Source organism: Bacillus sp. CECT 9360, assembly GCF_918741275.1.
In the GTDB taxonomy this organism is placed as follows: domain Bacteria; phylum Bacillota; class Bacilli; order Bacillales; family DSM-1321; genus Peribacillus.
In genome coordinates, this window is the sequence record NZ_CAKKNA010000003.1 from 1 (window position 1) to 26,269 (window position 26,269).

Sequence of the window (26,269 nt, forward strand, 5' to 3'; positions counted from 1 at the left end):
GCGTAAACCGTCTTTCCTTCTCTCTTCATGTGAAGAAAGAATCTATCCGGTATTAGCTCCGGTTTCCCGAAGTTATCCCAGTCTTACAGGCAGGTTACCCACGTGTTACTCACCCGTCCGCCGCTAATTTCAGAGAGCAAGCTCCCTGAAATTCGCTCGACTTGCATGTATTAGGCACGCCGCCAGCGTTCGTCCTGAGCCAGGATCAAACTCTCCGAAGAATGTTTGACTTGCTCACTTGCACATGGATGTGCTGGCATCGACGTTGTCACAGGACGTGACGAACTTAGTCGATGTTCCATTTGCTTTTAAAGTGTGTGCTCACTTAAAATTAACGTTGGCGCTTTGTTTTGTTCAGTTTTCAAAGAGCAATTTCGTTGTCGTTTCTCTCAGAAGCGACTTTAATATCATAGCATTTCTAGCTTGCTATGTCAACAACTTGTTTGAAATAATTTTTTAAAGTTATTTCAAAACTAGCAGGCCACTTACTTAGCGACAAGAGATAATATAACACGTAAAAAATATGTTTGCAATATATTTTTTGTTCTTTTTGGAATATGAATTTCATCATCATACAAGTTAGCAAATCGCTTAAATAATTAAGAAGTGAAGCAATCGAATTCAGGTTATCAGCATACTCCCTCAAAAACAGAATATTATCTTGTATATATAAGTTGAATTAATGATTTAATTTTGGCTCATTCATGTGAAACTAGAGTTTCACATGCCTTTCAGCAAAGCTGAAAGGTTGCTCCAACGGGATAGGCCGAGAGAAAGCTCGCTTTCTCCCCGGCCTATCCTGTTGGAGCTTAAATGAGCCAAAAATTTATTAATGCGTAATCTTTAGTTCAACTTATATAGAAGAAGTGTCAAAGAAACGACATCGGATCTATATCAATGGCATTCAATATCAGCGCTTTTCTTATATCATTTCACGAATGAAGCAGTAGGCCAGTCCAAGCTTACTGCTTTCTCGACATCAAAGTGAACTCTCAGCAGCTTCCGCTTTCTTTTTATCCCTAAGGAACAGCATTAACCCGGCAATTATGACAATGCCGCCTAATGCTTGAGTCCAAATGATCTTTTCGTCCAATATAAAGTAAGCTAAGATCGAAGCTCCCACTGGCTCCATTAAAATTGCCATCGAAATCGTTGTCGTGCTCAGCCATTTCAGCGACCAGTTAAACAAGGAATGTCCTAAAAGGTTCGGGAACACAGCAAGCAGGATGAAATAAATCCAATCTATGGCCGGGTATGGCCCAAAAGATTCTCCCGATACCAGAACATACAGAAATAAAGTAATCGTACTTATTCCATACACAACAAAGGTATACGTCGTCGATGAAATTCTTTTCCTGACTGCTTGTCCAAATAATAGGTAAGCTGTAATCAAAGCACATGCTGTTAAGGCAAGGATATCTCCCCATAACGCGAGCCCGCTGATTTGAAAATCTCCCCAACTGATGATGAGACTGCCTGCAATAGCAATGATTCCGCTAATGATAGCCGTGACCGAAAACCGTTCTTTGAAAAACAAAAACGCCCCGACAAAAGCAAATAGCGGCTGTAGTGTAACTAGGACAGTTGAACTGGCTACGGATGTGTAATTCAACGATTCGAACCACAATATAAAATGAAATGCTAAGAAAACTCCCGCTATAATAGAAAGAAAGAAATCTTTTTTACTGAGCATCTTTAATTCGGAAACGTTCTTTACTAAGAAAAAAGGCAGCATAAGCAGCACGGTAAACAATAAACGATAGAACGCGATGACCCCTGATGATCCTGATGAAGCCTTAACCAAAATGGCTGAAGCTGAAACGGATGCGACTCCTATTGCTAACGCTAAATATGGATTAAATTTAGGCTCTTGCATACAACAACCCTTTCCCACTATTCCGTAAAATTCTATATATAAGTGTACAACAAGTGTTGTACAATGTAGCTTAAGTTTATTGATTTAAGCATTTCTTTTTAGGGTATTAAAAAAAATGCAAAATCAGCAGGAGTCATTAATATTGTGAGATGGACGGTGTTTGTTATGGATATGAATTGGGCATTTAACCCTCAATTAGAAATTCAGATATTATTAAAGCTTGGCATTTCTGCCATTCTAGGTCTAATTATTGGACTCGAGCGGGAGATGAAACGAAAACCCGCCGGATTAAAAACGACGTTAGTTATTTCTATTGTAAGTTGTTTATTGACAATTGTCTCAATTGAATCAGCTTATATGTTTCCTGGGAGCGATGATGTAAATATAACGATGGATCCTTTGCGTCTGGCTGCCCAAATTGTATCAGGTATTGGTTTCTTGGGAGCCGGGGTTATTCTTCGCCGAGATAATAATAGTATCTCGGGATTAACGACGGCGGCGATTATCTGGGGAGCAGCTGGAATTGGGATTGCGGTCGGCGCTGGTTTTTATATTGAAGCAATATTCGGGGTAATCCTGTTAATGCTTAGCGTTGAATTTATTCCGTATAGCTTAAAATTAATCGGACCCAAGCAATTACGGCAAAAAGAGATTATGCTGAAGCTGATGATTCACAAGAAGGAAGATATCGCAAAGGTAATGTCCCAAATCAATGAAGAAAAAATTTTAGTGAAAAATATCAGGATCAAGGATCTTGAAGAAAACCGACATTCGGTTCATCTGCGCATAACAGTTGACGGAAAACGCAAAACAACCGATGTCTATTATGCGGTATCCCAATTTGATGAAATCGCTAAGGTTGAAATCGAAAATCTGTAAATAAAAAAATCCGTTTGAGCAGCTTCAAACGGATTTTTATTTTTTAAAGAAGCATATTGACTTTTTCTTAAAAATGACTAAAATAAATCTTGTGACTTATCCGGGGCATTAGCTCAGCTGGGAGAGCGTTTGGCTGGCAGCCAAAAGGTCAGCGGTTCGATCCCGCTATGCTCCATACATAAAACGCTTAGAGCCGTAAAGGTTCTAAGCGTTTTTTTAGTTTTCGGTAGTTTTTCTGATATCAAGTATTGCAATGAGATTTACTAATAAGGCTACAGACCATAATTTTAGAAATTAGAAAAATTTTATTATAGCAAAGTGTCTGCTCCAACAATCTCAACTGTTAAATTTTCATTAGCATACAAATCAATTTCATATGGTTTTACTTGTTGTCCTTCTTCATCATTAATAATTCTAATCATAGGTCGTCCCACTGCATTGAAGCTATATTCAGTTACGATTCCAGTCCTGCCATCATTTAATTTCACGGTCATTCCTTGAGGATATATCGCAATACAACCTTTAAACAATTCAAGCTGTCTGCTGTCAAACTCAGTCCCATTCCCAGCATAAAGCAGCTCCAGGCCTTTATGTGGCAAGATGGCACGTCGATATGTCCGGTGACTTGTCACGGCATCAAACACATTTGAAATACTTAAGATTTTTGCATAACGATGTATCTCGTCTCCCTCTAAACCTCTAGGATATCCGGATCCGTCGATTCTTTCATGGTGTTGAAGCGCACAATGAGATACAGGCAAAGGGATCTCGTGAACCTTTCTAAGAATATCGAACCCTAAATCAGTATGCGATTTAACAAGTTCGTATTCTTTCTCCGTTAACTTCCCGGGTTTATTTAAAATCTCCGGTGCTATAAACAATTTACCGACATCATGCAACATTGCGCCCAACCCTAGCTCTTCAATGTTTTTTAACGGGAAACCATTCTCAATTCCCATCTGACAAGCATATATGGCCACGTTTACACTGTGGGTATATACATAATTCTCTTGAACCTTTGTCGTGGCCAGTAAATTTAGCGCTTGTCGGTTTTCCATTAAAGAAGTCAGGATATCTTTAAATATCTTTTGAAAAGTTCTTATCGCCCTTCCTGTTTTAATCATACCCTTTACATTTGATGTATTTAACTCAGCGATTGTATTTAATCCTTCTGTTACTACATTTACAGCTTCTGAACGTAACTCTTCAGGTATAGACTCGATTATTTCTATTCCTTCTGATACTTCATCCTCTATATAAATGGTAAAAATATTTAATCGTATTAATCTTTCTATTAAACTGTCTGTTAGTTCAATTCCTTTTGTTAATAGTATTTGTCCATTTTCATTGTAAATCGATTTACCTAATAAAACCCCGGGTTGACAGCTGTCTAAGTTTATTGAACGCATTTTCTATATCTCCTCCTATCAAAAGTTATTTAAGGAACTGATATGTATGATTTACTTTTATTTTCGGTAAATTTCTCCAAATTTTAAGTTATTCTAAGAAATCTTCCTTTTGTCAGCTTATCTTGACATATATAGAAGGAATCTTTTTTCAAATACCTTTTCAGGAATTCCTGATAATTTTTGTGGTCACCCATGGTGTCTGCTTCCCCTTTAGATACTGAAATTGATTTCTAAACTATGCTTGCGGTGGAAGCGGCGAACATACCTGTCCGGCATGTGACGGCAAAGGCTGGACTAACGAAGATTAATATTTTATTTTAAATTAACTGTTTTTATTTCCCTGTATCAAACCGAACGTCTTTCCATTGGAGAGACGTTTTTTAGACATCTTAAGTAAAGAAAAGAGCAACCTAATAGGTTGCTCTGGCAAGATTTCACTGTACGAGGTAATGGTGAAAAGTATGTTTATGTTTCCTTTAATAGAGAGCGATAATCTCCTTGATCGACTTTTTCCCGGTTGTTAAATCGAGGTCAGCAATAAAGGCCTTTAATAATGTTCCCCTGCGTTGTCTGCTACTATCTTTCTATTATATCAAATCCGTTTTGTTCGAGAGCGTATTGAACACCGTGCTGCAAAGTAGAAAAGAATGTAATGCCGCTCATATCGACATTCGAATTGGTAATTGCCATGCTGAGAGATGGAGATATGCCTACTAGAATAGAGTTTCCTCCGATTAAATTAATTGCTTGTATCGTTTTTTGCAAGCCTTGAATCGTGAATTCGTCAAAGTGTTTGATTCCTGTCAAATCGAAAAGCATATATTTAGCTTGATGCCTGGAGAATTCATACAGAGCTTTTTGCATTAATTCTTCAAAGCGCTCTTCATTAAATTTACCGACGAGCGGAATGACAAGAATATCCTTTAATACGGGGATGACGGGTGATGACAGGTCTCTAATAAGTGATGATAGTTCTTCCGTTCTTTGTTCAACCTTGGCCTCCAGAGCGTTTATATGTTCTTGTTCCTTTTGTCTCGTTAAATTATGAATGTTTTTTGATGGCGTAGTTGATGATGCAAAAACCTCAATTTCGTCATAGTCATGGCCCGTTAACTGGCTTTGATTTATTTTATACCACATGTTTTCTTGAAACAGTCCGCTGAAAACCCCGGCCCAATGGCTTGGCAAAAGCACCCCTGCCTGATCTTTATCCATTAATTTAAAAATTCGGTGCTCCCAGCTATTTTTTAACTGAACGATTACTTTTTTCTCTTCTAAAGAATAATAAGCAATCGTGACCTTACCCCAACCGGCGTTTCGGTATATATCTTTATATTGATCAATGATTTCTTCAATGTCGAACCGACCTGCATAATACGTACTAACCAAATGTCCCATACGAAAACCGGTAGCTTCAAATACCGTAGTGGAAACGTCGCTGCCTGAGACTTCTTCAATCGTTTTCAAAAACAATTCAATCGCAGAATCCCAGAATAACAGGGCAGGTGCTCCGTCAAACGTAAATAAGCCTTCGCTTTTATCCCAAATAAACTCATTAGTATTAACCTGTACACGAACTTTTGGATCCGACATGCGATTGGTCCCCCTGATAGATTTCGTTCATTTAAATGATTATAAAAAATAATAAATGATAACGATTAATAGTTCAACTATTGAAGCTTCTCTCTGGAAAATATAAAAAAGCCAGGGCTTTACACCCTGGCACCACCATTTACACTATATAATTTTCCCGTCTATCTCAGATGTGTCTACGTCCGTTCCAAACCATTCTGTTAGTTTCGCTTTTGCTTTATCTTTCGTATCCTCATCAATGTACATCGCCACTTGAATGAGTGCTAGTCCCACCGCGCCTAAATCGTCGGTAAATCCGATCCCAGGCACAAGATCCGGAATTAAATCTAGTGGGAGTATGAAATAACCTAATGCTCCGATAATCGTCGCTTTTACCTTTGCAGGCACTTCCGGTTTTTGCAAGGTATAATAAAGAAGTAAAACGGCGTAAACCACTGATGAACCGGCTTTCTTTCCAAATCTCTTTAATTTACTCCAAAATTTCTCGTCTGAATAATGTTTTTCTGAATTCTTGAGTTTATCGATTGTTTCTGGTTCATTAGCGTGTACCATGAAAATAAACCCCCTTAAACTAACAAATAGTATAATCTTCAACTATTTTATCATCTTTAAACTATTTATGGTCAATCCTTATCTGTAAAAGTGAAATCCGGACTTTGCTCAGGTTTACCAATCAAATAGCCTTGTAAAATGTAGCATCCAAGTTGAATGAGACTGTCCATTTGCTCTTCTGATTCAACCCCTTCTGCGACTACCTGAAGACCCAAAGTCTCAGCCATATTCACGATCGCCTTCACTACCGCATAATCTTCGTTTTTGGTAAGCATATTCTTAATAAACATCTTATCAATTTTAAGGCTTGTAATCGGTAATCTTGTTAAGTAACTTAGTGAAGAATAGCCTGTGCCGAAATCATCAATGGAAATTTGGATTCCTGCTTCTTTTAATCGATCAAGTTTTGCATTCACTTTTTCCATACTGTACATAAATATGTTTTCTGTGATTTCCAGGTTTAAGTTTGAAGGTTCAAACTGCGTTTCTTCCAATATGTCCATAACCTCTTGATCGAAATCCTCACGGAAAATTTGACGTGGGGAAATATTTACACTGAGAGTCAGATCCGGCTGCTGCTCTTGCCAATCCTTAACTTGTTCGCACGCATTTCTTAATACCCACTCACCGATTGGAACAATCAAACCAGTTTCTTCAGCAAGATGTATGAAATCCATAGGAAAAACCATGCCTTGCTTGGGATGATTCCAGCGGACCAAAGCTTCTACACCAATTACTTTCTTCTCTAGCATATCCATTTGTGGCTGGTAATGAATCTCAAGCTCATTCCTATCTAAAGCTTCATAAAGATCATTTTCCAAAACAATTTTGAAGGAATTGATTGACTCGTCTCCATCTTTATAAAACTGAAAATTCCCCTTCTCCAGTTCTTTAGCTTTATACATAGCGGTATCTGCTTTTTTCAATAAGACCTTAATCGTTTCTCCATTGTCAGGGAAAATGGAAATCCCGGTGGTGGTTGCCGTCCTAAGCTTATGTCCTTCCAAAAGAAAAGGCGAGCTTATGCACTGCTGAATCTCTTCTGCCAGCTTTGCCGGATCATTTCTTTCAATATCAGGAAGGATGACTGTAAATTCGTCCCCGCCTAATCGGAAAACCATGCCTCTTTCCCCTACGCAATCGCTCAGGCGGGAGCCTACCTCTTTAAGCAACAGATCCCCCATCTCATGTCCTAATGTATCATTAATCGTTTTAAAACGGTCCAGATCCAACAAAAGTAAAGCAAATTTGCTCTTCTCTTTACTTGCCACCACGATTGATTTCTCTAGCTGCTCTTTGAACTTCCTTCGATTGGAGAGACCTGTCAACACATCGTGATAAGCGACATGAGTTAACTCTTGAATCGCTTGATTCAGCCGCTGATTGGTCCGGTTCAGCTGTCTTGTTCTAACTTCCACCTTTTGCTCGAGTTTTTCTGCCAGATCACTTAACTGATCGAGCAAATGATGATTTTCACGAATGGTTACGACCTGCCTTATAATGATTAATAGAATGGCTAGAGCCGACCCGATAGCCAGACTGTTTATGACTTGATTTTGAATAACCATAACGATAAACAGTAAAATGGTACTAATATACGATAATAGCAGTTTTACTGCATTTAACGTATTGCCGCTGATACGGGCTTCCTCTTTCTGGATGGATCCATTCCGCCCTGAAGTCCCTACTAATAAAATGGCCAGGGAAAACAATGGATCAATTAAGTTCCCTGATGAGTATTGTTGATTGGTTGTTAAAAAGCTATATATGGAATTAGTGCCTACCATAATAATAAGGCCGAAAAAAATATAAAAAAACTCTCGTTTGTGAAAAAAAGAGTTGCTTAGATAAATACTCATAGCGCCAAATAGAAGAATCAAATTGCCAATTGGACTAGCGACGGAAACAAGCAATGAAAAGGCTGATGAATCCACTTGCGATATAATAGGCAATATAGCAAAGTGCCAACTTAACGAAAATGCGGCAAACATGATGATACTAATATCAAATAAAAAACGGATAAAACTAAAAGTGTTTCTATTTTTTTGTAAGGTTGTAATAATAGCAATCAGAAAAAAAAGAAGATACAGTAAATAAAACAAATCTGTCCATCCAGGAAAAGGCACATCCACTTTTAAGATAAGTTCATAATAATTCCACACAGCCTCCGCAATAAAGTAATTAAAGTAAGCTGCAGATAATAGAAGCCAAAAAGTCTTCTTTGTTTTATTTAATTCGTTCTTATAACTGTTAGCTAAACACACAGAAGCAATAAGTGGGGCTATTAAAGAAAATTGGTTTCCACCCCATATGCTCACCGATTCGTCTCCTCGCCAGACAAAAAGCCAAGTATAATAGCTCACAACATAAATCATAGTAAAATACAACCAACGATGTGTTTTTAGTTTCTCCATAGATAGTACCTGTGCCTTCTGAAATTAGGATGATTCCACTCAAGAAAATTCTCTTTCAAGCTGTAAGCCAATCAATTTCTTGGTATAAGAACACTTGCCCTTATATAGGGTCCAATATACTAAGAAGTAGTTATATGACCCTTTCAAATATATCGGTTATCCTTTCTTTTTTTCAATACAGCGATATTTTTTTATTGCGAACGATATCTCTTTTTATGTAGAAATCTTTATCATATCTAAACAGAAAAAAGTATTTGTATTTAATATGAACGGCATATAAGATTATCAAAAGTCTACTCCCCGAGGTGAGATGATCATGTCAATTGAATCCCAGGTTAAAGGTATTTTAAAAAGAGTGGTCAATGAAGACCCCGACCTCCGTTATGAGGCATTGAATGAATTGAATGGGCTAAAAGAAAATAATCATAACGGATTGGATACAGCCGTACTTATCCAAGTTATTGAAACCGCTGCAAACCCTTTTCCTAAGCCTGTAGACAAGTGGGATGAACCGAGCTTCTACCTGATCGACTTTGTCTCTGATTTTCGCGGCCCTGATTTAAGTGATGCCATCGTGAAAAACTTTGCTGATTTTAGCTTATTTGGAAAACAAAGAGCCGTGGATTTTTTACTAGAAGTCGAGGAAGAACGAAGCATCGCGGCATTCTTTGAAATCCTGGAAAGAAATCTAGACGTAAACACTGCGATCATCCCTGTAGATTCATTAATGGAAAGACCAATGCTTGCAAAAAGGGTCATGGAGAAGTTTTATACCTATATCAACAATACGACTTACAAATTAGATTTCTATCACCTACTTTCCTACCTGCATGCCCAGGATGTTTTTTATCAGTTTAAACAAAAAGAAATTCTCCCTATCCTTGTTGCAGATTATCAAGTGGCCTTAAGGCAATATAAAGAATATGAATCTGACTATAATCCAAAGCATGTCTACTGCTCATGGCAAGACAAATATCTTGAGATAAGGGAAAGGTTGGATTTATTACTAGATTTATTTGTTTATTATTTTTCAGATGAAACGGAACAATTTCTTAAAGATGCCTTGTTTTATAAAGATCCAACCTTGAACGCAAGAGCGGCTATCTCCTGCATTCAAAGGGACTTACCGGTGACAAAAGATGTCCTTACGCATTGTGCCACTAATATTGAATCAGCTGGCACTTTTCATTCCAATCTGTTAGATATCCGGAAAGATCATCTTAATCCGATTAAAGATAAACAAACTCACGCTGCAAAGAGCCGTTTATTTTTTCATCTGCTTTATGAAAACGATCAAGAAATATACGCAAAAAAAATAGAGTTAATGGATCAGCTCGAAACGGAAAACAATTATGGACAACCGGTCAGATACTACTTAGCGCAAGTAGAAGCAAACGACGACCAGTTTGCGGCATGGGTAGGCGCCTTTAATCTGGAAGAAGGTGAAGATCCAATATTTATGTGGGACGAGACATACACAGAGTTAGAGCCTTTTAACGCCTATACAGTTGAAGAACATAAGCAACGATTCTTTAACCGCAGAAACACAGAAAAAGAAAAAGATGAAAATGAAATCCATTTTGAAGTGAACCATCAAAAGCACCACGTCAAAATACAAGGAAAACAGCTTTTTGTGTCAACACCGAATGAAACGAAAACCATTCCTTTGCACAAAATCAAAAAAGTGACAATTGAATCAATGAAAGGCGGGCTTTTTGGGCTCGTTAAGAAAGAGCATATTGTCATTTATGATACTCAAGGCGAAGCTTCGATTGTTTTTCCTATATATGTACTGGATTACGGTGAGTTTTGTTATACGATCCTTGAACAAACCGACCATTTAAAAGAGCCACCATTTTTGGAATATATGGAGTTTGAATAAATGAAAAACCGCCAGAATTCCAGGCGGCTTTCTTTATTTATAATGGGGCTGCCTGGAACAATTATTGGCTGGCTTCATATTCAACCCAGTCCGATCCATTAATTTGATTGGACAGATCAATGATTTTCTTCTTCACTCTTTCGGCTTCAAAACCGTGTAATCGTTTCGGCTGATAGTTATTTCTGGAGGTAACGGATGAAATAGAGAACGGCACAATTTTAAGCTCTTTTCGGTTGGAGAGTTCGCCATTTTTCAACTGGAACGTTTGCTGGAACACAAATGTATCCTTGTCACTTGGATTGCTGTGACCGCCGAACATAAAGTTGCCAAGGCTATACACTATAAATTTATCGTTGTATTCTTCTATACCCTGAACGACGTGGGGATGATGCCCTAAGATAAGGTCAGCCCCGCTGTCGATCGCGAAGCGGGCCAATGACTGCTGCGTATCGTTCGGCATGTAACTTTTTTCTGTGCCCCAATGAAAATGAACCAGAATGATGCTTACATCTTGTTCTCTTAATTCTTCAATATCCTCTTCGATGATGCTGCGCAACTCTGGAGTATCTTCCCAGCCCTGATACCCTAAGGCTCCGAGTTTAACTCCTTTAATTGTCGTTACATACTGGGTTTCATATCCGAAAAAACCTATCTTATGGTTCTGCAATGCAGCAAGTGTATCATCATAACCTTTTTGCAGATAATCGAAGGTATGATTATTTGCAAGATTTACGGATTCAATGCCAGCAATTTCAAGAATTTCAGCATAGGACGGGTCTCCTTTAAAGCTGAACCTCTTTTCCGTTCTTTGCGTGGCATTCGTCAGTGTGGTTTCTAAATTAACGGTCGACAGGTCATCCTCCTTGAAAATATCACCCAGTTCTTTCACGAAATAAGGAAGTCCATTTGTCGAAGCCTCATCCGGGAAAGAATCTGTATAAGCAAAATTCTCATCCGTTCCGAGGGTAAAATCACCTGCTGCACTTATTGTAATGGATGCTTCTTCCGTTTTAATTTCCTTCTTTCCCTCAAGCTCGGTTTGCCTTGTACCAACTCCATTGGTGACAGTCTTACCATTTTTATTGTTATTGTAGAAAAAAAGGCACAATACAATCATAAAAATAGCAAAAAGAAAGCGCCGAACTGATTTTTTCAATCGCCTTCGCTTGCGTTTTACTCTTGTCTTTCTTCTCCCGCTCTCTTCACTGCCCATGATCCTCCAGACCCCTTCATCATTTAAACTAGCAATCACTTTTTTCCCGATGATTGGCAGTTTTACTATACTTGTTAAACGGGGGATCTGTTCATTTTGTTTCGCCTTTTTAATAAGATTCTTGATAAAATGTCTGACTTTCTTTAAATAGCTATCGACTGAAGCCAGGCCAAACAGGTAGCACTTATGCTAAAATCTTTATAAGGATGAACTAAACGAGGGAGGTTATGATGGAAAAGTTAATCTTAATTACATGCGTTTCAATTTTAGGCCTTTCGATACCGGCTTGCAGTCATCAAGAGGATAATGAAGCAGCCGAGTTCAAACAGACAAAAAGAAAATTTATCATGATGGATTCCGTTAACGAGCCCCTCCCACCCGAGGCGAAAAATATCGGTAGTATGCTTAACAAACCGGAACCCCAGCAAATTCCAAACGCCAACATAAATGACCCAATCGTGATTACAAAAATGCCAGCCTCTAGAACGGGCAAGTCGAAATAAATTCTCTTTACATGGTATAGCGAGTGACAAATGAACATCGGTGAAATTATTTCAACCACTTGCTTTTCTAATATCTAAAAGAAAGATAGAAAAAGCTCGGCTTTAATAGCCCAGCTTTCTTTTTCATTCTAAAACAATTTAATAAACAGACACTTTCTCTTCAGAAGTTTCAATAACATCTGCAATAGCCCTGTAGATATTGGGAGGATATTCAGCGATTCGATGGGCCAGGTACAAATACCACTCTGTTCCGTAAGTGATGTATACTCTGGCATTATGGCCTTCGTTTTTCACTTTTTTAATTAAATCCGGTCTTGCTCCATCAAGCATTTCAACTTCCACTGTAGAATGTTCTAAATATCCCCGCTCGATGATTTGCTGAAGAAGTTTTTCGTCGTGGGTCGCGATCGAAATAGACTGGTTTGCTTCTATGCTTTCTGCAATAAATTGAAAATAACGATTGTCCAGCTCTTCTGAGCGTGGGATTATAATATCCAGTGGCTCCTGGTAAGCTCCCTTCACAATTCTAATTTTCCCCGGATAATGGAACAATTCATGGAGATCATCTAAAGAACGCTTTAAATGCACCTGTAAAGTAATCCCGACATTGTCATAAGAAGAAGCAACCTGCTTATAAATATCTAATATCGGTTCGGTCTTTTCTGATTCCTCCATGCTGATCATGAGATTTAAATGATTCCGTTTGGCTTCATGCGCCATTTCCTCTAAATGTTTTAAAGCTAATTCTCGATCAATCGACATTCCAATATGAGATAAATCGAATGACACTGTGGATTGAATGCCTTCTTTGCCTAACTCCCTTATCAAGGAAATAAATTCTTCATTCGAGGCGATGCACTCCTCTTTGGACCTGGTGTTTTCTCCTATGTATTCTATGGAAACAAGATAATCTTTTTCAATAAGCTCTTTTGCTTTATTGATTCCTTCCTGCCTCTTCTCCCCCGATACAAATCGTTTTGCGGCACGCATAAATAATGGATATAACTCCGGTGATTCCTGAATGTATTTTTTAATATCTTCATTTCTGGCAACCGATTTTAGCGCTTTCGAAAACCTAGTTTCATCTTTGGAAAACACAAATTTCCAACCCCTTTCATGAATTATCTAATAATTCTAACACAAGAGAAGCTCGCACTGTTTTAATTTAAAATTGTTTTAACAACGATGAGCCGATATAGATAGCTGTACCCCACATCACAATCGCTGAAATTTTATTTAAAACGGTTAGAAACCGTCCGGACTTATCTAGTTTTCCGGTGAGTCTGCCCGCGACCCCTAAACCAAAGAACCAAACCCATGAAACAACTATGCAGGCACAAGCAAATGCCAGCTTTTCTGCTCCGGCATATGTTAACGAACTTGTTCCAATTACTCCCACTGTGTCGAGAATAGCATGGGGATTAAGTAACGATACAGACATCGCAAAAACAATTTGCTTTTTAGGTGAAAGCATTTCGTTTCTCTGCTGCTGTTCACTATTAGGCTTGCTTCTCCAAGTAGCGAACCCCATATAAATTAAAAAGATAATACCCGCAGTCATCAAAATTGTTTTCAACCAAAAAGAGCCAAGTACAACGACTGATACTCCGAGAACGGCCAACGAAATTAAAAAAGCATCACAGATCGACGCTGTAATAATAACTGGCAAGGCTTTTAAAAATCTTGGCTGTGTCGCCCCTTGATTGAATATAAAAACATTTTGTACCCCTAACGGGAGAATGAGCCCAAATGCTAAAATGGCTCCATGAAGAATGGCTTCGAACATGTTTACGCCTCCTGGTTGTTGATTGGTTTCATTGTAGTGGATAAATTTGATTACGTCTCCAACCAATTGGATGGCAGTTATCCCAACCAATCTATTATAATATAAAGAAAATGCAAGGAGCGTATCTTTCATGCCAGAAGAAGAATGGGTCCCCAGCAGATCTTCAACGATTTCTCTGCACCAACAAATTTATGAATATATGAAAAGGAAAATCATGAACGGCGAATGGACGGTTGGAATGAAGATCCCCACGCAACGGACTCTTGCCGATACATTTAAAGTAAATCGGAGCACCGTTGTTTTTGCCCTGGACGAGTTAGCCGCGGATGGATTGATTGAATCAAAGGTTGGACAAGGGACGCGCATTGTCAATAACACATGGAGCCTGCTTGCCGCCGTTCCGCCGCCCGATTGGAACAGTTATGTCAAGTCTGGCAGCTATCAGCCCAATATCAAAATCATCCAAGACATTAATGAGGCGGAGAAAAACCCTGACGTCATTCGTCTTGGCACTGGTGAACTATCACCGAAATTGCTGCCTGTCGAAAAGATGAAAGAAATATTCCAAGCAGGCTCGGCACGCAGCTTTTCTCTCGGATATTCAGAACCAAAAGGCAATTTGCACTTACGGGAAATGATATGCGAGCACCTGAAAATAAAAGGAATCAAGGCTTCTCCTTCATCAATTTTAATTGTTTCGGGCGGGCTGCAGGCATTGCATTTAATATCCCTTGGTTTGTTGCACCGTGGTTCCACCGTTTTCCTTGAAACGCCCTCGTACCTGAATTCGGTTCATGTATTTCAATCGGCGGGAATGAATTTATTAGGAATCCCATTAAATGAAGCGGGAATTATAACCGATTCGATCGGTCGCTTAAAAAGACAGCACAACGGAGCTTTATTATATACGATCCCATCTTTCCATAATCCAACAGGTATTTTAATGTCTGAAGGAAGACGCAAGGAACTGCTGAATGTTTGCAAGCAAGAAAGGCTGCCAATTATCGAGGATGATGTTTATGGGGACCTGTGGTTTGAAAGTCCGCCGCCCGCTCCTCTAAAAGCCATTGATGACCAGGGGCTTGTCTTACATATTGGAAGCATGTCCAAAACATTGGGCCCCGGCTTGCGGATTGGATGGATCGCCGGTCCTGAGCCTGTAATAAACCGGTTAGCCGATATTAAAATGCAGACAGATTATGGTTCCAGCACTCTGTCACAATATGCAGTCGCCGAATGGCTTGCAAATGGTTTTTATGAAGATTATCTGAAAGGGATCAGGGCTGAACTGAAATTCCGCAGAGATTACACTCTTGACCTGCTAAATAAATATTTTTCAGATTCAGCAACCTGGAACATCCCAGAAGGCGGTTTTTATATTTGGCTTCGTTTAAGGCAAGAAGTGTCGATTCTAAAGCTTTTTGAAAAAGCCTTAAAAGAAGGGATTTTGCTTAATCCAGGAAATGTGTATGACCGTAATGACGGACAGCATATCCGCTTGTCCTACTCGTATGCTTCCTTACCGGAGTTAGAAAAAGGGCTGATAAGGCTTTCGGAACTTATACTTGAAAGCAAATAACTCCTATCCTTCTTTTTCTAGGATAGGAGTCCGAACATACAAACAATTATTCGCTATCGCGGTTTGGAAGATGAATCGTAAATGGCTCTAAATCTTTTTCTTCAATAAATCCATTAAAATCAAATTGTAGGATCGTTTCCTGCAACTTGAAGTTATCAATTTTCTCTACTCCATTTAAGAAGAACCCAAAAAAATATAATCAAGGATGTATAAGGAGTTTTAGCAAACTAAATTGATGTTGTGGCCAGTCTAGTTTTATAGCTCAAATTCTCAATTTTTCATAAAAATTCCAAATATCATTTAACATATCATATAAATAGCCGATAATAATTTAGTAAGGTATGAGATTTTTACGCTAAGTTTACAACTTCTTAAATGGTTATTAAAAACTATTAAGTAAAATCATATTCGTACCCATAGTTGTCCGGGCTTGTATACACTCTGGTTTCAGATTTATAAATAGTGAGTTTGTGGCTAAGATAACAAGCTCGGTCAACGACTAAAAAAAACTGCAATTACAGCATATAAAAAAGCCAAAGAAAGATTATTTTCTTTGGCTTTCCGTGTTTAATTTTTCTTTATTAGGTCTTTGAGGACCTGAAGGTTGCATTTAAATAGAATCCTATTAGATTAAAACAATTTCATCTCTTGTATGAATTTCACCTGTTTGTACGACCGTCGCATAAACACCAAAATAATTATTGCGTTCTCTCACTACTGTTTTTAGAAGGGTCTTTTCCATTTCCAATGTGTCAGGTTGGATATTGATAATATTACATCTTTCGCAATGCCTTTTGATTTCAAGAATAACGTTCCCGATTTTTATTCGTTTTCCGAACAGGGTGTCTTCTAAAAAAGGGGTGTCATCATGTAATGAAATAACCAGGTTTGGCCTAAAACGCCGAAAATCGACTTGCTTTCCCCACATTTCTTCTAGCTTTCTTAGCGAAGCCTCATTGACTAGTAATATATGTTCTTCTTCAATTGCTCCAATTGGCACATGACCAGGAGAGTATACTTTTTGATAGATATGTGATTTGCCGGATAGGGCTTTCATCTCTTCTAGGCATTCGTCATCGTCCCAATAAAACTCCCTTCCGTCCGGGGCAACAATCTTAACGCGCGGGAACTGATCATCTTTTTCTTCCCCTTCAAATTGCGCTTTATAAGCCAGCATTTCCGGTATGTACGTTGCTATCAGGTATTTTTTGCGCCTCGCTTCATCTATGAACACATGGCTTCTGTCTCCATATAACCCATAATCCTGAACCTTGCTTTTGGCAACACTCTCGCCATGAAAAGATTTAATAGGATAACGGTAGATCTCTTTTATTAGTCCTATAGAGTCCACACAGAGCACCAACCTTTCAGATTGTTTGTATACAATTACTATAACAAAACTCGGGAGCCCTGACTGCCCTGACTTAAACTGAAACCCTTCCCTATTGCATATCTGGCACTTATCATAATATCAGTTTCCAAATATAATGAAGCCATTACATTTTAGGGGGAATGAATATTGAATATTTCATACAAAACAACCACAGAAATCGGATCAGAGGATCTTTCAAGAGTGTTTAAAGCTTCTGGGATTAGACGGCCATCCGATGACCTGCCTCGGCTTCAACGGATGATTGACAATGCGGATATCATTATCAGTGCCTGGGATGATGGAAAATTGATTGGAGTTGCCAGGGCGATAACCGATTATAGCTATTGTTGTTATCTATCAGACCTAGCAGTGGACAGAGAATATCATAATAAGGGGATTGGCAAAGAATTACTTCGATTGCTGCTAGAGCAACTCGGTGAAGAAGTAACTTTGTTGCTGTTGGCTTCCCCTGTTGCCATGGAGTACTATCCACATATCGGGTTTGAAAAAGTTGATAATGGATTTAAAATCACAAGCAAGCGGTGACACCTTATGATCAGAACTGGCATCGCACAAATTTAGATAATCGAGCATAATTTTCACTTATCGAGCACAAATCTGGATAATCGAGCATAAATCTGAATAATCGAGCACAAATTTCATTTATCGAGCACAAATAAATATGCGAACAATAATTTTTCAATTTCCGAACACAAAAATGCAGAAATTGATAAAATTTCAAACAGACATCTCTTAATTTCATAAGAAAAAGACCGCTCCTCAATTTAACAGAGGCAGCGGCCCGTACTTCAAATTCAGTTAAGTTATACCAAACGTGCTCCCCCGTCGATAAGGATAACGGTTCCGGTAGTAAATCCGTTTTTCGCCAAGTAGACATAGGATTCTGCGATGTCTTCAGATGTTGCCACACGGCCAACTGGCAACTGCTCAGCTATACCATTATACATGGCCTGACGTTGCTCTTGTGGCATCCCGCCGTACATTGGCGTATCCACGATTCCAGGTGAAACAATGTTTACCCTTACAGGAGCAAGGTCTACTGCAAGTCCGCGAACCAATCCTTCAAGCGCTGAGTTAATCGCCGCTAAGGTAGAAGCACCCTTAGGAGGTCGCACACCGTACACACCGGAAGTTAACGTGATGGAACCTGCTTCATTTAAAAACGGGATAGCAGCCTTAACGGTTATGTACTGTCCCCAGAACTTGCTATCAAACGCAGCTTTTGCATCGTTAACAGGCAAGTCGCTAAATTGGCCCATCGCCCCTTCCCCTGCCGTAACGACTAAATGATCAAATTTCCCTACTTTATTGAAAAAGTCTGCCAGCTTCTCATCGCTGCGAAAATCGACTTCATAAGTTTCTACACCATCTCCAAGACTCTGTTTTGCCTCAGAAAGCTTCGATGCAGAACGGCTCGCAATAATGATTTGGGCGGATTCCTCAAGGAATGCCTTAGCTGTTGCCAACCCAATACCGGAAGTGCCCCCAACAACGACAACTCGTTTTCCTGTCAATAACATAGTAAAAACCTCCCTCTATATTTCTGGTGATTAGTCTATCCAATTTGCAATACTTGAGACATCTTATAGCAGTCTCCAGTTGACTATATTTTACTCGTGCCTTACCCATAAAGAAAATAATCTGTTCATAGACAACCAAAAAGGAGCTGCAGCACAGCTCCTAGACAAATTAATAGGTATTATAAACATTCTCACACTCAGCCCCTGTTGGCTGATAAAAACAATGGAGCTTGTAACGTCCAACATGAGGCTGATTATACCAAGTAGCTGGACAATCTCCCGGTGGCCTGAAGTACCATAGAGCATATTTTGCCGGCCATATTCTCTCACCATTTACTGCCCGGCGTGCCAGCCTTCTTTCACGTTCCCTAGGCTTCTGATAAAAGTATCCTTTTTGGACAGCTTCAAAAGCGTGGGGCTGATAAATCATTTGAGGAACAGTCCGCAGTCCTTTAAAATCTGAACAATTCGCCCTTATTCGGTTTATTCCTACATTTCCGATGAGCAGCATACCCTGTTGGCCCTCTCCCTCACCCTCCGCTCTTAGCAATCGTGCCAATAAATCAATATCGGTCTGCGTGGTTTTTACAACTGCCATCCTTCCACCTCCACTAAATATTCCCTTTATCATATTCCATCCCGCCCGAATGATGACCCATAAAAGGAAAATACTAATGGTAGCTGATGTTTTTTTATGTTTAAATAATTTTACTAACTATTGGTCTTAAAAACTTTACTGAATTTTCCTTATATTAAAGGATATATACCTATTTCCCTCCTTTACTCTTTACAAAATAATGTTTTATTAATATTATTTTTATTATAAATAATGAAAAAATATCATTTAAAAAGTGAAAGCGATTTCCGAAAAAGCTTCTATTTCTATTAACATCGCAGTTAACATTCAAACTAAGGAGAATCGTATGCAAAACAACAGAGAAGAGTCACAGTTACATAGAGGTTTGGAACAGAGACATATTACATTAATGTCGCTCGGCGCAGCGATTGGAGTCGGTCTGTTTCTTGGTTCCGCCGATGCAATTAAACTTGCGGGGCCTGGGATTTTGTTAGCTTACACGCTTGGCGGCCTTGTTATTTTCTTTATTATGAGAGCGCTTGGTGAAATGGCCATCAAAAATCCCGTTGCCGGTTCGTTTAGCCGTTATGCCCGGGATTATATTGGACCGCTCGCAGGGTTTATCACCGGTTGGAATTATTGGTTTTTGTGGATTGTAACATGTATGGCTGAAATTACGGCAGTCGGAATCTATATGCAGTACTGGTTTCCTGGTACGGCGCAATGGGCCTGGGCTCTTGGTGCATTAGTGATCATGGTAACGGTTAATTTCCTGGCAGTCAAAGCATATGGAGAGTTAGAGTTTTGGTTTGCTCTCATTAAAATCGTAACGATTGTATTAATGATTATTATGGGGCTCGGGATCATCCTGTTTGGCTTTGGAAATGGTGGTGTTGCTACGGGGTTTAGCAATCTTTTTAGTCATGGTGGCTTTTTCCCGAATGGCATCTCAGGCGTATTACTTTCTTTCCAGATGGTTATGTTTGCGTATCTTGGCGTTGAAATGATTGGGGTAACAGCGGGGGAAGTAAAAAATCCGACAAAGGCGTTATCTCGCGCGATCGATTCCGTATTCTGGCGTATTTTGATATTTTATGTGCTTTCGTTAACTGTCATTATGGCCATTTATCCATGGAATGAAATCAGTCCGGAACAAAGTCCGTTTGTAATGACATTTGAGCAGTTAGGGATTAAAGGAGCAGCCGGTATTATTAACTTCGTTGTCCTTACCGCCGCTCTCTCTTCCTGTAACAGCGGCATCTTTAGCACGGGACGGATGCTTTTTAATCTGGCACAGCAAAATGAAGCTCCAAAAAGCTTTGAAAAAACAACAAAAAATGGGATCCCCGGCATCGCGATAATCGTCTCTGCCGTTGTATTACTATTCGGTGTTTATCTAAACTATATCGTTTCAGAAAAAGTGTTCAGATGGGTAACAAGTATCGCTACTTTCGGAGCCATCTGGACATGGGGAACGATACTGATTTCCCATATTCTATACCGGAGAAGAATGGCGGAAGAAGAAAAAAGGCAAATAACATACAAAATGCCGTTATATCCGTTAAGTTCCTATATTTCATTAGCATTTTTGGCGTTAGTCATCGTCCTGATGGGCTTTTCCGAAAATACAATTATCGCCCTCATTGTTGGTCCGATATGGATTATCCTGCTTGTAGCCTGTTACTTTGGATTCGGATTAAATAAACGAACAAATTGAATTGCTAACACCTCCCGGTCAAACGATCAGGAGGTGTTTTTCCTTAGCTAAAAAAATAATTATATAATAGGCGAGCGAGCCACAAGAACAGTAGAAACCATAAAATTAAAACAGCCCCGGCCATAAGCCAATTTTTCGGTTTACTGCCTTTTTTGTCTTCCACATGCGTCATTGCATCTGCGAGCACGTCGCCGGGCATTAATTTTAACGCAATCATGATCCCAATAGGGACGATTATTATATCATCCAGGTAACCAAGGATTGGGATAAAGTCCGGAATAAGGTCAATCGGGCTGAAGGCATATGCCACTATTAAAGCGGCGAATATCTTAGCGTACCAAGGAGTTCGCTTATCTTTATAGGAAAAATACACGATCAAAATCTGTTTCTTCAATGCCCTTGCCCAGTCATTTATTCTTTTAAGCAACAGTTCTCATTTCTCCTTCTTCCTTGTATTTATTCTCTTCTCTTCTTTCTTATCCTTACTATATAGTAAATGAGAAATGCGATCGCGAAAAGAATGATGAAAACCGGGAGATTTCCGATGAAGAAGACCGTGATTCCTGAAAGGACAGCCATTAAGAAATTAATGCTGCCGGCAAATTGTTTTTTTGTTTTTCCCCATGTATTTAAGTCTTTTTTATCAATAGTTGGCACGACTACTTTTTCCTCAAAAGTATTGATTGTCACAGTGGCATATGCCACCTGGTTATCGAGGAACTTCATTCTACCAACGATTGTCTCTATTTCTTCCTGCACATTTGCGAGATCACCCGAGATTTTCAGAAGGTCCTCGGTTTTTTCTGCTTTTTGCATGAAGACCAGCAGCCTAGCTTCCACTGCTTTTTTCGATTTGAGGCGTGATTCCAAATCGACATATTCCTCCGTGACATCCTCGCCTCTTACATTTCGTTCAATGACCTTTGCAGCTGTTGCTTCAGTCTCACTCAGGAACTTCTGAAAGCTTTTCTCGGGCACCCTGGCTATCACCATTCCGTTCAGATAGCCCTTATCTTCGCTGAACACATTCGATTGCACAATATATCCACCGTACTGTTTCACCTTATCCTCAAGCTTTACATGATGTTTTTCGAGGTTTTTCACTTCCAACCGCAGTTCCGCATTATGAATCACCTTTCTCTCGGTTGCGGCAGGTTCACTATCCTCTTTCACTGTTTCTGCTTTTCCTTCCCCCTCTGAGATGTTCTCGGTTGTCTTACTTGAATCCTTCATGTTTTCTGTTTGCAAGTCCGGCTGAGCTTTATCGCTCGATTCATTGTCTCCTGAGCAGGCAACCAGCAGGAGCAAAAAAAGAAATGCGAATGCAGCAATCACGTTTCTTGATTTCATTCTATTTCCCCCTCTTTTATTAGAAGAGACGAAAAGAAAGGAAATTAGTTACAATTTTTTCTAAGAAAAGCACAAGCGTCCTGCCAATAATTCTAGCTTGCGTCTTATTTCGATAACGCCGGAAGATTATATTGCCTGAATGTCACGCTTTGTTGCCGCTTCTCCTATTTTTGTTGCCGGGACAATGAAGATTGTTGCCGGAATTTTCATTTTGTTGCCACCGCAAGATTTCGTTGCCAGTTTGTCACGTTTTGTTGCCGCTTTACCTATTTTTGTTGCCGGGACACTGAAGACTGTTGCTTCTATTTTCATTTTGTTAAATATTCGTTGCAAAAAAATAACCCGGGCGGCTAAGCCTCCCGGGTTATTTTTCTGCTTCACTTATTTATTTATATTTACAATTCTACCTTCAACAGAAGCAGTAATCTTGCCGCCATTGAATATCTTTTTCACATAGTTCACAAATGCGTCAAGGTCTGGGGAGCCATAGGTTCTTTCTTTCCCTTTAAGGACGAGATAGTTATCGCCGCCACCAGCCATGAAGTCATTCACCGTTATGGTATACGTTTGTGTATCTTCAATTGGTGTGCCGTCTGCCTTCGTTAACTCAACTACACGTTCAGCAACAGGTTTGCTGAAGTCAGCCTTATATTTCAAGCCGGAGATTTGCAGCGTTTTTGGAGAGCCTTCAACTGTCCATTGTTGCTGCAGCAACGTTTTAATTTCGGCTCCTCTTAGATTCAGCTTTACAAGCGTGTTTCCGAAAGGCTGAATTTTTGCCAGTTCGGCGTATGTGATCGTTCCTTGAGGAATATCCGCGCGGATGCCTCCCGGATTCATAAATGCAAAGTCAGACTTCAGGTCATCTCTCATGGAATCGGCAATTAGGTTGCCAAGCGGTGATTCAGCATTATAAGCATCCGTTCTGGTAATTGGTGCGTCCGTTGTACCCAACGGTTCCTTTAATTCAGGGAACATATCCAGATATTTGTTAATGAAAGCTGTCGTTTCTGCGTGAGGAGTAACACCTGATTGTGCGACGGTCACGATTTCAGCTGACTTTGTCACAATATCATTTGTAGTTGGATCGATTTCAAAGTCAACATCTGCAAAAGCTGTTCCATAAGAATAAGCCTGAACAATCAGCTTGTTGTCGACGACATTATTCAATTTAGCATGATTATCTCCTGCAAAGATCACGTCCACTTCATCATCAATTGCGTTTGCCAAGTCAACTACTTCGCCGGAAACCACACCATTTCTCTCACTGCCCGGGTCATGGGATACAACAACAATTGATTCTACACCTTTAGTCTTTAGCTCTGCCACTGCTTTGTTGACAGCAGGCGCTTGCTCGATAAATTCTACTTTTTCAATTCCCGCCGGAGTGACTTTCGAAGGTGTCGCATTTGTTACCACACCGATAAATCCGATCTCCTGGCCGCCAACTTTTTTAATGACATACGGATCAAGAATTGGCTTCTTTGTATCCTTGTATACTACATTGGCAACGACATAAGGAAAATCCAATCCTTCAAATTCAACATCGGAATTTGGTGCCTTTCCGCCATTGATTTGCGCCATTAACATATCGACGCCTTTATCGAATTCATGGTTTCCGACCGTACCAACATCGAAGCCCATATCATTCAGGAACTCAAGTGTCGGCTTGTCCTGAAGCTTGGAAGATACCGGGGCACTTGCTCCGACAGCATCCCCTGCCGTAACCAATAATGTGTTTTCTGGATTTTCTGCTTCCCGGTTCTTTAAATAAGTTGCCAGGTAATCCACACGGCCCTGCTTCACTCCTCCAAATTCAGAGGTTGTATCCAATTGTCCGTGAAGATCATTGACTCCTAACATTTGTACCTTTACATTTTCAGGTTTCTCGCCTTTTAGATCGAATTTGAAAATGCCGAAGCCTTGGTCATTTGTTCTGTTTGTATAAGAAATCTTGCTGTCTGCATTTAAATAGTTTGCTCCTTTTGGAGAAGAAGTGAATGTTACATTTACATCCCCGTAGATAGGCGCGATAGACCAATTGTTATCAGCAGTCGGGTTGATTTCTTTTACCTCTGTGATATAGTCCATTAAGATCTGGCGATTTTCATCCGCTGAATCTACAACGTACTCGCTCCCCTTCACGCCAGGGAAGTTTCCGCCGCCGGAAGCGCGGTAGTTATTCGTGACCACGATGAATTCCTGGTCAGGGTTTACAGCTTCACCGTTATACTTCAGATTCTTAACCCGGCTGGAGTCAGAGATCTTTGTCCCTCTGTCATCATAGCGGGCAGGCTTCGTAACATCTACTTGATAGGTAACCCCATCGATAACATCAAAATTGTACGCTTGGAATTTACTGTTTAACAGCTCTTGTTCCTCTTGTTTAGCAGGGTCGATTGTATTGAATTTGCCTGCAGACATCTCGATCCATTCTTTGACGACAGAGCCTTTTACTTTAATCGCTTTAAGCGTATTGTCATATAGATACAGATCTCCGGCGCTTCTGATAGTCAGGTCGCCTGTTTGGATTTCCGTAAACTCTTCGACACCATTTCGTCCAGCTTTGAAAGGTGCCCCAACGGAAAGGATCGGCAAGTCTTTATATTGTGGTTTGTTATTTGTAATATACTTTTCTACATACCACTTTTGCGCATTGGTTACGACCTGCACGGAAGGATCGTCCTGTACCAGCGCGAAGAAGCTGTGAATCGGCGCTGTTGTTGTTCCAATTGGCGTATTTACATATTTAACGGTCGCGTCATGGTCTTTTTTTACTGCAGCTGCAATCCATTTGTCTTCTTCAGCTTTTTTGCCTGTTGTTTTATCGAAAACGGTGCGGGTAGAGGATTGGGAACTAACGATCTTCCATTTTCCTTTAGCGCGTTGCATTTCAAGGTCGATAATGCCTAAGTTACCGCCGCCATAGCCAGCTTGTACAGCCGGTACACCGTTAATCGTACCTTTGCCGTTGTTTACTCCGGGCAATACTTTACCATTGTTGTCTTTAAACAAATTGTCTAACGTTGTTTCGCTAGCAGCAGGAAATACCTTGTGCGTATGCGAGAAAGTAATCGCGTCAATTCCTTGTACTTTGCTCAATGAATAGATGACATCTTCAGTATTGTTTGTGTCTCCGTTAAAGCCTGAATGTGTCATGGCAATGACAACATCAGCACCTTTTCGTTTCATTTCAGGAATGAATTTTTTCGCTGTATTAACAATTTCTTTGGTGTTCACTTTGCCTTCAAGATGCGCTTTGTCCCAGTCCATGATTTGCGGTGGGACAAATCCGATATAACCGATTTTCACCTTTGCTTTTTTCCCTCTGTTGTCGATGATATTTTTCTCGACAATTTTATAAGGTTGGAAGGCATTTTTATCATTATAAGGATTTTTATCATGATCATCCTTGTATATATTTGCATTCACATAAGAAAATCTTGCATCATTAATCGCTTCTTTTAAATAGTCCAATCCATAATTAAATTCGTGATTGCCAAATGTTGCTGCATCGTAGCCCATTTGATTCATCGCTTTATAAACTGGATGGATTTCTCCTTTTTTAAGAGGGGCCACATTAGCTTTATACGTCCCCAGCGGTGTACCCTGGATTAAATCTCCGTTATCAACCAGTACACTGTTCTTCGCTTCTTTTCTTGCTTGTTTAATTAAAGTAGCCGTACGTGCCAAGCCGACAGTATCCGACGGAGCATTTTTGTAATAATCGTAACCTAGAAGATTGGTGTGGACATCAGTCGTTTCCATGATTCGTAACGAAAATTCCGAGTTTTGACGAGGGTGGTTCCTATCGTTTTCGTTATTCCCATGAGCCAGGGTTGGAATCGTAAAATGAGTAGTTACCAGTCCAATTGCAACACAAGAGGCAAGCCATTTCTTCATACTGTGCTTTATTGACATAAATCCTCACATTCCTCTCAAAATATTAAAATCCAAGATAAATATATCACGCTATTATTAAAGTAAGATGAAGATTTTGAAAAAAGGAATCATTTTAGTTATTTA

The 26,269-nt window shown here is 39.7% G+C and carries 21 protein-coding genes, 1 tRNA gene and 1 rRNA gene; 7 read left to right on the forward strand and 16 right to left on the reverse strand.

The window, feature by feature from the left end:
• Positions 1 to 221 (reverse strand): 16S ribosomal RNA (locus LQ216_RS03875); the annotation flags it as partial.
• A gap of 758 nt (positions 222 to 979) precedes the next feature.
• The gene (locus LQ216_RS03880) at positions 980 to 1,876 is read right to left on the reverse strand and encodes a DMT family transporter (protein ID WP_230126900.1); all 897 of its coding nucleotides are present in this window, start codon (positions 1,874 to 1,876) and stop codon (positions 980 to 982) included.
• 171 nt (positions 1,877 to 2,047) lie between these two features.
• On the opposite strand from LQ216_RS03880, the gene LQ216_RS03885 reads away from it, so the two are divergent.
• Together LQ216_RS03885 and LQ216_RS03890 are read left to right on the forward strand one after the other, a co-directional pair.
• Positions 2,048 to 2,755, forward strand: a complete 708-nt coding sequence (locus LQ216_RS03885) for an MgtC/SapB family protein (RefSeq protein WP_230127475.1) — start codon at positions 2,048 to 2,050, stop codon at positions 2,753 to 2,755.
• Positions 2,756 to 2,857: 102 nt separating this feature from the next.
• Positions 2,858 to 2,930 (forward strand) — tRNA-Ala (locus tag LQ216_RS03890).
• A gap of 133 nt (positions 2,931 to 3,063) precedes the next feature.
• Here LQ216_RS03890 and LQ216_RS03895 read toward each other — a convergent pair.
• The 4 genes from LQ216_RS03895 to LQ216_RS03910 all read right to left on the reverse strand — a co-directional run bounded on the left by LQ216_RS03895 (position 3,064) and on the right by LQ216_RS03910 (position 8,627).
• Complete coding sequence (locus tag LQ216_RS03895) at positions 3,064 to 4,164, reverse strand: HD-GYP domain-containing protein (RefSeq protein WP_230126902.1); 1,101 nt, start codon at positions 4,162 to 4,164, stop codon at positions 3,064 to 3,066.
• A 576-nt stretch (positions 4,165 to 4,740) separates the two neighbouring features.
• Complete coding sequence (locus LQ216_RS03900; RefSeq protein ID WP_230126904.1) at positions 4,741 to 5,757, reverse strand: STAS domain-containing protein; 1,017 nt, start codon at positions 5,755 to 5,757, stop codon at positions 4,741 to 4,743.
• Between the two features lie 144 nt (positions 5,758 to 5,901).
• Positions 5,902 to 6,309, reverse strand: coding sequence for a YkvA family protein (locus tag LQ216_RS03905; RefSeq protein ID WP_230126906.1), 408 nt, complete (start codon positions 6,307 to 6,309; stop codon positions 5,902 to 5,904).
• 71 nt (positions 6,310 to 6,380) lie between these two features.
• Positions 6,381 to 8,627, reverse strand: a complete 2,247-nt coding sequence (locus tag LQ216_RS03910) for a GGDEF domain-containing phosphodiesterase (protein ID WP_230126908.1) — start codon at positions 8,625 to 8,627, stop codon at positions 6,381 to 6,383.
• Between the two features lie 412 nt (positions 8,628 to 9,039).
• On the opposite strand from LQ216_RS03910, the gene LQ216_RS03915 reads away from it, so the two are divergent.
• Positions 9,040 to 10,605: a hypothetical protein gene (locus LQ216_RS03915; protein ID WP_230126910.1), complete on the forward strand. Its 1,566-nt coding sequence runs from the start codon at positions 9,040 to 9,042 to the stop codon at positions 10,603 to 10,605.
• A gap of 61 nt (positions 10,606 to 10,666) precedes the next feature.
• Here LQ216_RS03915 and LQ216_RS03920 read toward each other — a convergent pair whose 3' ends face one another.
• Positions 10,667 to 11,818 carry a CapA family protein gene (locus tag LQ216_RS03920; RefSeq protein ID WP_230126912.1) on the reverse strand — a complete coding sequence of 384 codons (1,152 nt, stop codon included), beginning with the start codon at positions 11,816 to 11,818 and terminating at the stop codon, positions 10,667 to 10,669.
• Between the two features lie 230 nt (positions 11,819 to 12,048).
• Between LQ216_RS03920 and LQ216_RS03925 the strand changes: the two genes are divergently transcribed.
• Positions 12,049 to 12,321 (forward strand): hypothetical protein, encoded by a 273-nt coding sequence (locus LQ216_RS03925; protein ID WP_230126914.1) that lies wholly within the window; start codon positions 12,049 to 12,051, stop codon positions 12,319 to 12,321.
• A 138-nt stretch (positions 12,322 to 12,459) separates the two neighbouring features.
• On the opposite strand, the gene LQ216_RS03930 is transcribed toward LQ216_RS03925, so the two are convergent.
• Together LQ216_RS03930 and LQ216_RS03935 are read right to left on the reverse strand one after the other, a co-directional pair.
• Complete coding sequence (locus LQ216_RS03930; protein ID WP_230126916.1) at positions 12,460 to 13,419, reverse strand: proline dehydrogenase family protein; 960 nt, start codon at positions 13,417 to 13,419, stop codon at positions 12,460 to 12,462.
• A gap of 67 nt (positions 13,420 to 13,486) precedes the next feature.
• Entirely contained in the window at positions 13,487 to 14,107 is a 621-nt protein-coding gene (locus LQ216_RS03935; protein ID WP_230126918.1) for a LysE/ArgO family amino acid transporter, read from the reverse strand.
• 130 nt (positions 14,108 to 14,237) lie between these two features.
• Here LQ216_RS03935 and LQ216_RS03940 point away from each other — a divergent pair, with 130 nt between their 5' ends.
• Entirely contained in the window at positions 14,238 to 15,686 is a 1,449-nt protein-coding gene (locus LQ216_RS03940) for a PLP-dependent aminotransferase family protein (RefSeq protein ID WP_230126920.1), read from the forward strand.
• Positions 15,687 to 16,311: 625 nt separating this feature from the next.
• On the opposite strand, the gene LQ216_RS03945 is transcribed toward LQ216_RS03940, so the two are convergent.
• Positions 16,312 to 17,037, reverse strand: coding sequence for an MOSC domain-containing protein (locus tag LQ216_RS03945; protein ID WP_230126922.1), 726 nt, complete (start codon positions 17,035 to 17,037; stop codon positions 16,312 to 16,314).
• 168 nt (positions 17,038 to 17,205) lie between these two features.
• Between LQ216_RS03945 and LQ216_RS03950 the strand changes: the two genes are divergently transcribed.
• Positions 17,206 to 17,604, forward strand: a complete 399-nt coding sequence (locus tag LQ216_RS03950; protein WP_230126924.1) for a GNAT family N-acetyltransferase — start codon at positions 17,206 to 17,208, stop codon at positions 17,602 to 17,604.
• Between the two features lie 278 nt (positions 17,605 to 17,882).
• On the opposite strand, the gene LQ216_RS03955 is transcribed toward LQ216_RS03950, so the two are convergent.
• The gene (locus tag LQ216_RS03955) at positions 17,883 to 18,599 is read right to left on the reverse strand and encodes an SDR family oxidoreductase (protein WP_230126926.1); all 717 of its coding nucleotides are present in this window, start codon (positions 18,597 to 18,599) and stop codon (positions 17,883 to 17,885) included.
• A gap of 169 nt (positions 18,600 to 18,768) precedes the next feature.
• Entirely contained in the window at positions 18,769 to 19,197 is a 429-nt protein-coding gene (locus LQ216_RS03960; RefSeq protein WP_117306897.1) for a cell wall hydrolase, read from the reverse strand.
• A gap of 325 nt (positions 19,198 to 19,522) precedes the next feature.
• On the opposite strand from LQ216_RS03960, the gene LQ216_RS03965 reads away from it, so the two are divergent.
• Positions 19,523 to 20,893, forward strand: a complete 1,371-nt coding sequence (locus LQ216_RS03965) for an amino acid permease (protein WP_230126928.1) — start codon at positions 19,523 to 19,525, stop codon at positions 20,891 to 20,893.
• Positions 20,894 to 20,936: 43 nt separating this feature from the next.
• Here the strand turns inward: LQ216_RS03965 and LQ216_RS03970 are convergent, their stop codons facing one another.
• The 4 genes from LQ216_RS03970 to LQ216_RS03985 all read right to left on the reverse strand — a co-directional run bounded on the left by LQ216_RS03970 (position 20,937) and on the right by LQ216_RS03985 (position 26,164).
• Positions 20,937 to 21,320, reverse strand: coding sequence for a YkvA family protein (locus LQ216_RS03970; RefSeq protein WP_230126930.1), 384 nt, complete (start codon positions 21,318 to 21,320; stop codon positions 20,937 to 20,939).
• Between the two features lie 29 nt (positions 21,321 to 21,349).
• Positions 21,350 to 22,243, reverse strand: a complete 894-nt coding sequence (locus LQ216_RS03975; protein ID WP_230126932.1) for a DUF4349 domain-containing protein — start codon at positions 22,241 to 22,243, stop codon at positions 21,350 to 21,352.
• Between the two features lie 126 nt (positions 22,244 to 22,369).
• Positions 22,370 to 22,576: a hypothetical protein gene (locus LQ216_RS03980; RefSeq protein WP_230126934.1), complete on the reverse strand. Its 207-nt coding sequence runs from the start codon at positions 22,574 to 22,576 to the stop codon at positions 22,370 to 22,372.
• Positions 22,577 to 22,624: 48 nt separating this feature from the next.
• Positions 22,625 to 26,164: a bifunctional 2',3'-cyclic-nucleotide 2'-phosphodiesterase/3'-nucleotidase gene (locus tag LQ216_RS03985; protein ID WP_230126936.1), complete on the reverse strand. Its 3,540-nt coding sequence runs from the start codon at positions 26,162 to 26,164 to the stop codon at positions 22,625 to 22,627.
• Positions 26,165 to 26,269: the final 105 nt, after the last annotated feature.